Annotated in this window: 11 protein-coding genes; 2 read left to right on the top strand and 9 right to left on the bottom strand. The window is 36.5% G+C overall.

The genetic code is table 11. From position 1 onward, the window contains the following. The first annotated feature begins 309 nt into the window (after nt 1–309). Both HU235_RS23975 and HU235_RS25355 read left to right on the top strand, forming a co-directional pair. The gene (locus HU235_RS23975; RefSeq protein ID WP_095300508.1) at nt 310–519 is read left to right on the top strand and encodes a hypothetical protein; all 210 of its coding nucleotides are present in this window, start codon (nt 310–312) and stop codon (nt 517–519) included. A 14-nt stretch (nt 520–533) separates the two neighbouring features. Continuing rightward, entirely contained in the window at nt 534–665 is a 132-nt protein-coding gene (locus tag HU235_RS25355) for a hypothetical protein (RefSeq protein WP_255451818.1), read from the top strand. A gap of 59 nt (nt 666–724) precedes the next feature. Here the strand turns inward: HU235_RS25355 and HU235_RS23970 are convergent, their stop codons facing one another. The 9 genes from HU235_RS23970 to HU235_RS23930 all read right to left on the bottom strand — a co-directional run. Beyond that, complete coding sequence (locus HU235_RS23970; RefSeq protein ID WP_174881829.1) at nt 725–1,534, bottom strand: helix-turn-helix domain-containing protein; 810 nt, start codon at nt 1,532–1,534, stop codon at nt 725–727. 169 nt (nt 1,535–1,703) lie between these two features. Beyond that, a complete protein-coding gene (locus tag HU235_RS23965) occupies nt 1,704–2,885 on the bottom strand; it encodes an ATP-binding protein (RefSeq protein WP_174881828.1) in 1,182 nt (393 codons plus the stop codon). Between the two features lie 211 nt (nt 2,886–3,096). Continuing rightward, entirely contained in the window at nt 3,097–3,783 is a 687-nt protein-coding gene (locus tag HU235_RS23960; protein ID WP_170944348.1) for a Na-translocating system protein MpsC family protein, read from the bottom strand. 179 nt (nt 3,784–3,962) lie between these two features. Further along, nucleotides 3,963–4,652 carry a Na-translocating system protein MpsC family protein gene (locus tag HU235_RS23955; protein WP_174881827.1) on the bottom strand — a complete coding sequence of 230 codons (690 nt, stop codon included), beginning with the start codon at nt 4,650–4,652 and terminating at the stop codon, nt 3,963–3,965. Between the two features lie 319 nt (nt 4,653–4,971). Further along, nucleotides 4,972–5,949 carry a carbohydrate kinase family protein gene (locus HU235_RS23950; protein WP_174881826.1) on the bottom strand — a complete coding sequence of 326 codons (978 nt, stop codon included), beginning with the start codon at nt 5,947–5,949 and terminating at the stop codon, nt 4,972–4,974. Nucleotides 5,950–5,961: 12 nt separating this feature from the next. After that, on the bottom strand, nt 5,962–7,425 hold the full coding sequence (locus tag HU235_RS23945; RefSeq protein WP_095300496.1) for a glycoside hydrolase family 32 protein: 1,464 nt from the start codon (nt 7,423–7,425) through the stop codon (nt 5,962–5,964). Between the two features lie 97 nt (nt 7,426–7,522). Next, nucleotides 7,523–8,947: a sucrose-specific PTS transporter subunit IIBC gene (locus HU235_RS23940; protein WP_095300494.1), complete on the bottom strand. Its 1,425-nt coding sequence runs from the start codon at nt 8,945–8,947 to the stop codon at nt 7,523–7,525. Nucleotides 8,948–9,105: 158 nt separating this feature from the next. Continuing rightward, nucleotides 9,106–10,092, bottom strand: a complete 987-nt coding sequence (locus HU235_RS23935) for a LacI family DNA-binding transcriptional regulator (protein WP_174881825.1) — start codon at nt 10,090–10,092, stop codon at nt 9,106–9,108. A gap of 380 nt (nt 10,093–10,472) precedes the next feature. Then, on the bottom strand, nt 10,473–11,821 hold a 1,349-nt coding region (locus tag HU235_RS23930; RefSeq protein WP_174881824.1), incomplete at its 5' end, for an aspartate kinase.

Raw genomic sequence — 11,821 nt, 5'->3', positions numbered from 1 at the left:
GAACAATCCTTCGTGGGTTGTTCTTTTTTGTTTGCAGGCCTTTAATTTCATATGAAAGTAACTCCCATTTTTGAAAGTACTACTTGAAATTGAAAGTATTTCTCCATTTTTTGAAAGTATTACTTAAAATTCGAAAGTATTTTCCTCTTTTTGAAAGTATTCCCTAAAATTCGAAAGTATTTCCCCATTTTTAAAAGTATCCCCTACAAAATTGAACATCTCTCATCGAAGTCTTTTTTCTCTCCCAATGCATAGAATTGCAGCGTTTCGATATCTTAAGAATAGCGAAACTATAAGGAGTTGAATTGCATGGATAGAGACGTTACCCCTCATTTTGACGGTGAAAAGGAATCGATTATCAATGATCCATTATCAACTGAAAGCACTCAAATGGGAGTTGAAGTAACAGCTGATCCAGAGTTCTCCGATGAAAAAAATCCATTTCATCACCCCTTTCACCAAAACAAATCTATGGCCTCTTTTGAAAAATTAACTAGAGGCAAAAAGATCGAAAAGTAAAAGGAGCTGTTACCATGGCAGATTGGAATGAGCAAGCTGCACCTAATAATAATTTACCATCGAAAACAATTCGCACATCAAAGCTTGTTAAATCAGAAAAACAGCAAATGAGCGAGAATTCTAGCAATAAGCGCAAAAAATCATGATAAGGCTGCCTTTAACCGCGGCCTTTTTAAGCTTATCGTACGTAAAAGGTACACTTGCTTCAATAGGGGTCCTTAAGAAAATCATAAAACTTATGCTTCATTTCCCGCCGTTTTTCAATGATAAGTGTATTGTATAGTACACTATAAAAATATCCTTCAAAGGTAGACTGAATTTTACCTAGCTTTTTCGCAAAAACAGTTTGTTTAAAGGCATATACAACTTGATCAATAACATCTGTTAACTCCTTTTTCAGCTTCATTTTGCTGTAAACAATCAACACTCGCTTCCAAAGACGATATATATCAACCACATGAAAAAATGGTTTTGCTGCAGCTACAAATTGTTCTGGAACAGAGTCTGGTAAAAAGCTTTCATCTAGCTGCTCCATTGACGGCTCCACATTCCCTTCTTTTACGTTATTAGGTTTTATTTCTTTCTCACAGAGTGAGCTTTGCTTATTCTCTGTTTTATTAGCAGTGACACATGGAGTGTCAGCATGCGGTGACAGATTATGTTTTAACGATTCAATTGATGGAAAGTCTTGAAGTATTAAGATGTTTACACCACGTTTTCCATTCATTCTTGCCGTAGGGATCTTTTTAAAAAGTCCAAGTTCTTCTAAAGCCTTTACTGCTCGGATCGCTGTCCGACGACTTACATTTGCCTGCTCTGCAATATAGTCATATTTTGCAAATGAAACGCCAATTACTTTCACAGAATGTCGCCAAATTTGCATTAGAACGGCCATAGTCCCTTCTGATAGCTCCGCTTTATGCTTATATAAAAATCCGCGTACCGCATTGTCCATTTCCTCTACTGTTGCAAATGATTGATATTTTTTTATAGTTTCATAATTGAATTTTTCCATTACTTTATTCTCTCCCTTAATTAAATTGACAGTTTATGTACTAAAACTTCTGTCATTTTTTATATAGGGAAAGAGAAGTGCTAGAGTAGCGTCTTATTTTAAAAATTTTTCAAGGAAATAAAAAAAGTCCCCATTATTAAGGAACTTTTCACTGTGATATTCACTACAATTAGTATGGTAAAAGAACTTCGAATGCCGTTCCTTTCCCCACCTCACTCGTTACATTTATCTGGCCATTATGCTTTGCGATAATATTATAACAAATCATTAAACCAAGACCTGTTCCATCCTCTTTCGTCGTATAGAAGCGTTTTCCAATCTGTTGAAGCTGTGCCTCTGACATTCCTTGCCCTTCATCCTGAAAAACAATTGAAAGATAATGATTTTTCTTCTTTACCTGTATGTAGATAGTACCCTCTTTTTTCATAGCCTCTATTCCATTTTTCAATAGATTGATAAATACTTGTTTTAATTTATTTTCCTCACAATGAATTGAAGCTGCTTCTAAGTCTTTTTCATACTCCATTATGATTTCTATGTTGTAAAGTACCGCTTGCGTATTAGCAATTGTTACAACCGTATCGATTAAATGAATAACCTTACATGGCTTAAAGTCCATTTCCTTAGGCTTTGAAAGTAAAAGTAATTCTCCAACGATGGCATTTATTCGATTTATTTCAAGCAGCATAATTTCATTATATGTATCTTTATTTTTAGTTGAGCCTGCTGACAATTGAAGAAAGCCTTTTAAACTTGTTAATGGATTTCTAATTTCATGGGCAATTCCTGCTGCTAATTCACCTAATACTGATAGCTGTTCTGAATGCTGTAATTTTCTTTCACTTTCGAGAAATTTTGAGATATCCTTAATAAAATGATATTCCTTTTGTTTTGAGTTTTCAGTTTGAATCCTGTTGCTAATAACCTCAATATCAATTTTCTCGCCATTCGTACAATGCAATATCCCTAACCGACTTTGCGGTAATACGGATTGATCGTCTTCTAATCCTTCCTGCCCATCTTTTAATGTAATAATATGATAGAGGTCTTTACCGAGTAATTCACTCCGATTAGGAATACCGATAAAATCTGCTAAAGCTGAATTGAAATCCGTAATTCTACCATTTACTGTCTGTACTACTGGAAAAGGGATTCGCTGTAAAGAAAGAAAACTGCTATCTTCTTGTCTTTTATTCTTTAAAAATAAGATGATTTGCACGAACAAAAAAAGTAATATGATAGCAATAAACAGATATTGTACATGAAATAGAATACTTATAATTCCGATACCCCCAACTAAACAATTTGTTATAAGGTAAACCCTGTCTTTATCCTGTACTATTTTTTTCAACACACAGTACCTCCTTGTTGTCTATTGACATAAATCATCTTCTTTAGAAAACACTTCATTTAACTAGTAAGCTCTATTTATCGATTTCTTGGAGTGTGGTGAGACTAAAAAACATAATTTTTACAGTGGTGGTAGACAAAATAAAAGCCCAACCCCTTTAGTAAAAAGAAGTTAGGCCATATGTGACGTCATTCTGAATGATTCACAGCATTTACCTATCATTAAATATTAATCCCATTAACGACTTATCCTCTTTAAAATTCCAATCAATGAAGATGTCGGCAATTCTTTTATTAAACAAATCGACAAAATTACCTTCTCGGTGGAAGTAAGTCTTCTCAAGCTCATCCTTTGTCATCTTAAGCTCTTCACCAAACCCTCTATCGATTAGAGCTTTTTCAATCGGTATTAATATACCCTTTCTTTCGACAAGCAAAACCTGATTTGCTAAAAAAAATAAATTTATTTCATCAGGGATCTTTTGTACAAGTTGACTGATTCGGGCAATATTCGCTTCAAACCTGCCGATATCAAATGACAATTGTTCATTTGATGTATGAATTTGGTTTTCTAATACAAAGATTAATAGTCCAGAGTAATTTGGCAAATTCCAGTCATGGTACGTTTCAGCGACATCCTCCTGAAATATAACATGAATGATGCCCTTTAATTCTTCTAGAATCGGCTTAATGATTGCATTTCTTAAGATTTCAATATGTTCAGATTCACCTTGTTTTAATAGCTCCTCCTCCATTGGAGACAAGAAACCACGAATATATACGACAAGATAGTTTTCATTAGCAAACGTCTGACATGTCCTTGGACCTCTTCCAAACCTTTTCCTAAGGAGTTTACTCGTATAACTACTTATTGAGCTAAGTTGATCCTGAAATTGCATATAAACACTTCTTTCAAGCTCGGGAACGAAAATAATTACTGCCTCTAAAGGATGCACTATTTTAGAGTTTTCATTCATGTAAAGACATTAAAGCTTATGTATAGCATTTTTCTTAACTTGATTCGTTCCCTTTTTTCCTTAGTATGTCTTAATCTGCTAATTTTTATTAGCTAAAATAATTATGTATGATAAAAAACAATCATTCCTCTATCCTTTTCAAAATCTAAAAAGACAAAATGATCGTCGATTGCCGCTCGCAAAGCATGCTCAAACAAACGTTTATTTTGTTTATATTCGCCCTTTAATTCATTGCTCCATTCAATTAATAACTCCACATACCCCTTTTCATATAAAGCATGCTCGATTTTTGACATGAAGCCAGAGTAGATAATATACGTAACCGTTGACGTTTGCGAGACATGATTGATTTGAACCTGGGTATTATGGACGTTTGAACATATTTTTTTTATCGAATTCACGCTTTCATTTCCCTCTAATGAGTGCTCTGCTGTCTGAGTGAAATGCTCGTCTTTTGTTAAAATAATTAACCCTGTATTATGCTTAAAGCTCCAATCATAACACATTGATGTATAGTCTATATTAAGCACCCTTTTGACCTCTTCTTGAATTTGCTCGAAAATTGCATCAAAAATAATCATCCGAGACTTATGAGCAAGGTGTTCTTCATTCTTTTTTATAAGCACTTCTTCAACAGGAGTGATAAAGTTCTTAATATTGATAAACATCATGTCATCAGTAAGAAACGTATAACAGGCTGCTGGACCTTTACCAAAATTCTTCTTTAATATTTTGCTAATGTAACTATTTAAGTTTGTAATATCTTCATAATTATATTTTGTTTTTATCATCTATCTTATACCCCCATCAATAATCGGAGCTTACTAGTAATTTATAGCTGTTGTCATGTTTAAGCCTTCACTTCAACATCATTCTGACAAATTACAATTTTAAGCAATAAAAAAGGCCTAACCTCAAAAACTGAAGTTAGGCCACGGAAAGACTTGTTAAATTCTTCCATTTACCGATCTATTTTTTATGAATAATTTTTATATGATTTATTATCGTAAAAGAGACTAAAGTAAATTAATGACTGCTAGACATTAATCAAAAATATTCTAACATAAATAACCCTTTAAAACAAATAGGATTGTCAATGATAGACAATTATCATACATAGCTATCTCGTAATGCTTCAACTTGCTCCTTAGTAGGGAGAGAGGAAATTGCTCCCTTACCCGTTGTTGTAATAGCTCCACATGCGTTCGCAAATGAAAGAATATCTTGATGAAAGTCTTTTAGAATTTCCGATAAATTATTTATGAAAGCACCTTTTTCTAATAGCTTGTACAAAAATCCGCCGATAAAGGCATCACCTGCTCCTGTCGTATCCTGTACAGTAACTTGGAAGCCTGATGAAGTAAAATGCTCGTTAGTAGCTAAGTAGAGCTCTGCACCTGCTGAACCCTTCGTATAGATGACCGCCTGCACATTCCCTACGAATAACGATTGAATAGCAAGAGCTTCATCCTCTATTCCTGTAATAAACGCTAATTCTTCATCAGATATTTTGACAAGATTTGCTTCTGGAAGAAAGTGAAGAATCGTTTTTCGGCACTCTTCACTGCTCTCCCATAAAGGTAAGCGAACATTTGGATCAAAGCTGATGATTGCCCCCTGTTTCTGCGCTGAACGAATAGCCTTTATGTGAGCATGCTTCATTGGGCTTTCAACTAAATCTACTGAGCAGAAATGGAGAATATCTCCCGAAGAAAACCAGCCTTCATCAATTTCGTTTTCATGTAGCAGCAAATCAGCAGATGGTTTACGGTAAAAGGAAAAATCTCGTTCCCCGTCTTCCTTTAAGGAAACAAACGCTAATGCGGTATTCGCTTCCTTTGTACGATAAACATAATCTGTGTTAACGCCAACCTCTCTCAATGTTTCAACGAGAAAATCCCCAAAGGCATCTGTACCAAGCTTCGTAATCATTGAAGCCTTTCCACCTGCCTTGACAACTGCAGCTGCCACATTCGCAGGAGCACCACCAGGAGCTCTTTCAAATGAAACAACATCCTTCAATGCCTTTCCTTTATGTTCAGGAATAAAATCAATTAAAAGTTCACCTATTGCAAATAATTTAGCCATCTCGCTTCCCCCTTATGATAAATCCCATTTCTCAGCTACAATGCTTGCTTCACCATCATTTACAAAAATACGAATTTCCTCACTATCTGCTTGAGGAAAAATTCGACTTGTAAACACTTCTTCTCCATCGTTAATAAAAATTTCTACAGATGAAATATCAACAAATACGTGAAGCTTTATACATTGTTCTAACGTACAGCGACGCACGGTCCCGTATTCTTCACCAACTGACTTACCTGACTTGCTTCTATCAAGCTCGATTGTTTTTTCCTTTACTTTGTATTCAACAACAGTCTTTTCATTTTCTTTTGCTCGAAGCTCAACACCTAAAGACTTTGCATGAAGTGCGTTTATTTCACATATTAGCTCAAAGGCAGTTCCTTTGAATGGGGTAATTGTCTCATTTTTTATTGTTGTTCTTATTGATTCTTTCCGTTTTCGCCTCTTCGCCAATTCCTTTACCGGTTGTTGAATGAGTTTATTATCCTTTAAAGTTAGTTCTCTCGGAAGTGTTAAGCAATGAGCCCAGCCATTTTCATCTGTTGGATAATCTAGCTCTGGTAACCCCATCCATCCAACTAATATTCTTCGTCCATCAGGTGCAAGCATTGTTTGTGGGGCATAAAAATCAAAGCCACGATCGATTTCAGCAAAATCACCGTGTGAAAATTTTAGCTGAGGTATATTAAGCTTATCACCTATTAAGTAACCAGATTGATAGATATTTTGATAGCTATTACCTTGTGGGGATATACCTTGAGGTGAAAAAACAAGAATTCCCTTATCATCAAGCTCAAAATAATCAGGACATTCCCACATATAACCAAATGGCTGTATATCTGTTTTTACTTCACCTAAAAACGACCAGTTTTGTAGATTCGCTGATTCAAATAGGACGACACATCCAGTTTTATCTTCTCTTTGTGCACCAATCACTGCATAATAATGCTCTCCTTTTTTGAATAGCTTCGGATCTCTAAAGTGGTCGGTATAACCATCTGGAACACCAAATATGACCGGATTGGCTTGTTTTGAAATCTCTCCATCCTTGTTCATAATCGCAATGACCTGATATGGTGTTCGTTCCCAATTGTCATTTCTTGTATTTCCAGTATACATTAAATATAGCTCGTTATCTTTCACAATGCCACTGCCTGAATAAGCACCATGACTGTCATAAAAATGATCAGGCTTAATTGCAATCCCAACATTCTCCCAGTAAGCTAAATCCTTCGATTTCGTATGATACCAATATTTCAAGCCATGTACAGGCCCAAGAGGAAACCATTGATAGAACAAATGGTATTCACCATTGTAGAAGGAGAAGCCATTCGGGTCATTTAATAAACCTGTCGGTGGCTGAATGTGAAATGTTTGCCTCCATTGGCAATTTTCCACCCTTTCTCTCAGTTCCTCCATCGTTTCCTCACTTACATTCTCAAGTCTTTGGTATCTCATCTCTTTCGTCCATTCCATGGTCAAAACTCCTCTATTGATCTTACTTTTAACTAAAATAATCGCTTCCGTATGAATGAATAGGGGAGAATCTACATGATTCCCCCAATGTTTTACCTTATCCTTGTTTTTTCATTGCTCGCTTCCCTAAGATGATCGTGACAATAAAGGCAACTGCACATGAAATAACCATTCCAATGATATAATAAATAATCGATCCAGGCTTGATTGAGATAATCCCTGGAAGTCCCGCAGCTCCTAAAGCAACAGCTTTAACGTGGAAAATCGCGAGAAAACCTGAGGCAATCGCAGAACCAATAATTGCTCCGATAAACGGATATCGTAGCTTAAGATTTACCCCAAATAATGCAGGCTCCGTAATTCCTAAAAGAGCGGAAAGTCCCGCAGCTGAGGCAATCCCCTTTAATTTTGCATCCCGAACTAACAACAATACTGCTAATGTCGCTGCACCTTGAGCAACATTAGACATCGCAGCTACCGGAAAAATAAATGAGCCTCCTGATTTCGCAAGATCTGCAAGCAGTTGTGTCTCTACTGCGATAAAGCTATGATGCATACCTGTAATAACAATTGGTGCATAGGCAAGTCCGAAGATAGCTGAACCGATAAAACCAGTTGTATCATATAACCAGATAAGTCCGTCTGATAATAAATTCCCAGCTGTGCGTGTAATTGGACCAACGATTGTAAATGTTAAAAGTCCTGTAATAAAAATAGAAAATAACGGTGTTAACAAATTATCTAATGATGATGGGGTAATCTTTCGGATAGTAACCTCAATCTTTGCTAATAAAAAGGATGAAACTAAAACAGGTAAAACTGTTCCTTGATAACCAATTTTTGCAATTTCTAACCCAAGAATATTCCAATAAGGAATATCTCCATTCGCTAAAGCCTCTCCATACGAATTACCATTTAACAAATCAGGATGGACCATGAGCATACCGAGTGTTGCCCCAAGAAAAGGATTTCCACCAAACCGCTTTGTTGCAGAAAATCCAATTAATATCGGTAAGAAAACAAATGCAGCATTGGCAAATGTATTAATCATTGCTGCTAGGTCTGCTAGATTTGGATTTGCATCAACTAATGATTTTCCTTCAATGAACAAATCCTGTGCTGTCAGTAAATTATTGATCCCCATTAATAATCCACCGGCAACGATTGCTGGAATAATTGGAACAAAAATATCAGATAGCATTTTGACAAAGCGCTGCAGAGGGTTTAGCTTTTTCGAACCAGCATTGCTTACATCCTTTGTTGACATTTCCTCAATCCCCGTTAGCTTCGAAAGCTCTTTATAAACCTCATTAACAATACCCGCGCCTAAAATAATTTGATATTGGCCACCTGTTGAAAAGGTTCCTTTTACGATATCCATTCCATCCAATTTCGCCTGATCAATTTTCCCCTCGTCATGTAATACGAGTCGTAATCTTGTAGCACAATGAGCAGCAGCAGATAAGTTTTCCTTTCCACCTATCGCATCAAATATTTGCTTTGCAGCTTGTGAATAATCCATTTTCCTCACCCTTCCTCAAATATAGAACCGGTTCCACAAATGAACAAAAAAATGAAATTCAATTGTGTACCGACTTTTTATGAAATTTGGTACCGGTTCCAAATATCAATAAAATGAAAACCGATACTGGAACCGGTTTCAGGTAAAGTATATAAAGATTAGCGAATTTTGTCAACACTTTCACGAATAATTAATTCAAAGCCTGAAATTGTCAGCTTCTCAACTTCCTCCTGATGAACAAGCTTTACAATGCTGTTCGCGGCAAGAACTCCTGCCTCTTGATAGAAAAATTGAGCTGTGGTTATGCCGGGGTGGATAATTTCTGTTATATCATAGCCGCCAAAACCCGTTATCGACAAATCCCGAGGAATTGTTAGTCCCTCCATTTGCGCTGCCTTCATTATTCCTAATGCAATGTTATCTGTTGCACAAACAATTGCTGTTGGATGATATGTTTGATAAAGCTGCGGGAAAATGTGGACTGCTTCCTTTAAGCTAAAGCTCGTTTCCACATAATGAATTTCGCAATCCTCCTCCTTTTCTGTCGCTCTTTTAAATCCTTTCTTACGTTTAACACCTACTGCGATATCTTCCTCTGTTACTCCTAAATAAACAATATTTTTATGCCCTTGTCCGGTCACATATTTGCCAATTTCATACCCAGCCGCTTCATCATCATGTATAAGACTGTAACACTCATCCCTTTGCTGTCCTACTAGAAGAACAGGAACTTTAACATCTGCAAAAACTTGAAGATGTCTTTCTGTTACCTTTGTTGCTAATAAAATAATTCCTGCAACCTTTTGATTTGCCAGGCTGTAAATACTCTCAATTTCACGTTTTAAATCCTGGCTTGTATTCGAAATAATAAGCTGATAACCCCGCGCTTTTAGCTCCTCATCAATCCCAATTAACGTTTGGGAAGTAGCATATGAATTTAACCTTGGCACAATTGTTCCAATAATATTTGTTTTCTTTGCCTTTAAGCTCCGAGCAAAGGTGTTTGGAACATAGCCTGTTTCATTAATAACCTGCTCGATTTTTCGACTTGTCTTATCACCGATTGGTCCACCATTTAAATATCTCGACACTGTGCTTTTTGCAACACCTGCTAATTTGGCAATTTCTCCAATTGTCACCGTCATTTCTAAACACTCCAACCTTAGTTTGCTCTAGTACTATCAGTATATATGATTTCTCCGCTCTTTATAAACCCATTTAAGCTATTATTATCTGAGTCGTTTACCTAAAAAAGCCTGTTCCTTATTTACCTGTAACCTTTCATGGACTTTGTTGCATTTTACTTCGTTGTAGTTTTAGTTTTTAGTTGGATTTCAGTACGAATACTCGTTTTCTACAGGGGGATGGTGGTCCGCCTTTAAGGTAAACACTTACGGGATCTCACCTATTTCACGCTTCCTGCAGCAAGTAGCTGCAATTAACCTTTAAGCAAAACAACTTTTTGATAAGATCCTATATAAAAAAGAAGACGCCAGTTAGATTTTACTAGCGCCTTCCATCTATTTTATACAGGTACCGCAACAAAAAACTCATTATACAATGCTTGAACTGCACGCTTTTCCTGAGCTTCCTTCACACCGAACATCATGCTAACCTCTGATGAGCCTTGATTAATCATTTCAATGTTGACTCCAGCATTCGCAAGGGCTTTTGCTGCACGTGCTGTTGTCCCAACATTATGTCTCATACCTTCCCCAACAACCATAATGAGGACAAGATTATGTTCAATAATCACTTTATCCGCATGCAATTCAGTAATAATTCGCTTCGTAATTGCTGCTTCAATTTCTTTATCCATTTGATTTTGTCTTAGGATGACAGTGACATCATCAATTCCTGAAGGTACATGCTCATACGTAAGACCAAAATCCTCTAAAATTTGCAGCAGTCTACGGCCGAAGCCAATTTCCCGGTTCATTAAATATTTGCTAATGTAAATGCTGCAAAAGCCTTTATCACTTGCGATTCCAATGACCGGTCCGTTTGTATTTGCCCGCTCGTTGACAATTCTTGTCCCAGGGGCAGTAGGGTTGTTCGTATTTTTCACATTGACAGGTATTCCTGCTCGAAAGGCAGGAATTAATGCTTCATCATGGAAAACAGAAAATCCCGCATAAGATAGCTCTCTCATTTCACGATAAGTAAGCTCACTTATTTCCTTTGGATTTTGAACAATAGTAGGATTTACTGAATAAACTGCATCAACATCTGTAAAGTTTTCATATAAATCCGCCTTCACACCATTGGCAAGTATCGAACCAGTAATATCAGATCCGCTTCTTGAGAATGTTAATACATCACCGTTTTTATTATGGCCAAAAAAGCCTGGGAACACGATAATTCCTTCACGATCGCGAAGCTTATATAAATTATCATATGACTCCGGTAAAACCTGAGCATTGCCGGGTTCATCTGAGACGATTAAGCCCGCTTCTTTAGGACTAACGTATTGTGCTAATACCCCGCGATGTTGAAAATATGCAGCAATGAGCTTTGCATTATTATCCTCACCGCTTGCTTTAATAGCATCTAAAAAGCGATCAGGCTTTTCTTTATTTCCATTTAATAATGCCTTTAAATCATGGGAAATCGTGTCTATGATATCAAGGGAAATCTCTAGCTCCTTCGCAATGCTTGCATATCGTTCAATAATCGTTGCAAATTCACTCTCTATCTCTTCTCCTGCTAATACCTTTTCCGCACAATCGATTAGTAAATCCGTTACCTTAATATCGTCTGAAAAACGTTTTCCTGGTGCTGAAACAACGACAATCTTTCTTTCAGGATCTGAGACAACGATTTGAAATACCTTTTTTAGCTGTTCTCCAGATGCTAATGAAGAACCCCCAAATT

Source organism: Metabacillus niabensis (assembly GCF_902829255.1).
Lineage (GTDB): Bacteria > Bacillota > Bacilli > Bacillales > Bacillaceae > Metabacillus > Metabacillus niabensis.
The sequence above is the reverse complement of the archived record's forward strand: the minus strand, read 5'-3'. Positions and strand labels throughout refer to the sequence as shown.

Bases quoted from the DNA above. Each gene is read 5' to 3' on its own strand.
- HU235_RS25355 (WP_255451818.1), top strand. From the start codon at position 534: ATGGCAGATTGGAATGAGCAAGCTGCACCTAATAATAATTTACCATCG.
- HU235_RS23955 (WP_174881827.1), bottom strand. From the start codon at position 4,652: ATGATAAAAACAAAATATAATTATGAAGATATTACAAACTTAAATAGT.
- HU235_RS23960 (WP_170944348.1), bottom strand. From the start codon at position 3,783: ATGCAATTTCAGGATCAACTTAGCTCAATAAGTAGTTATACGAGTAAA.
- HU235_RS23975 (WP_095300508.1), top strand. From the start codon at position 310: ATGGATAGAGACGTTACCCCTCATTTTGACGGTGAAAAGGAATCGATT.
- HU235_RS23970 (WP_174881829.1), bottom strand. From the start codon at position 1,534: ATGGAAAAATTCAATTATGAAACTATAAAAAAATATCAATCATTTGCA.
- HU235_RS23945 (WP_095300496.1), bottom strand. From the start codon at position 7,425: ATGGAATGGACGAAAGAGATGAGATACCAAAGACTTGAGAATGTAAGT.
- HU235_RS23935 (WP_174881825.1), bottom strand. From the start codon at position 10,092: ATGACGGTGACAATTGGAGAAATTGCCAAATTAGCAGGTGTTGCAAAA.
- HU235_RS23940 (WP_095300494.1), bottom strand. From the start codon at position 8,947: ATGGATTATTCACAAGCTGCAAAGCAAATATTTGATGCGATAGGTGGA.
- HU235_RS23950 (WP_174881826.1), bottom strand. From the start codon at position 5,949: ATGGCTAAATTATTTGCAATAGGTGAACTTTTAATTGATTTTATTCCT.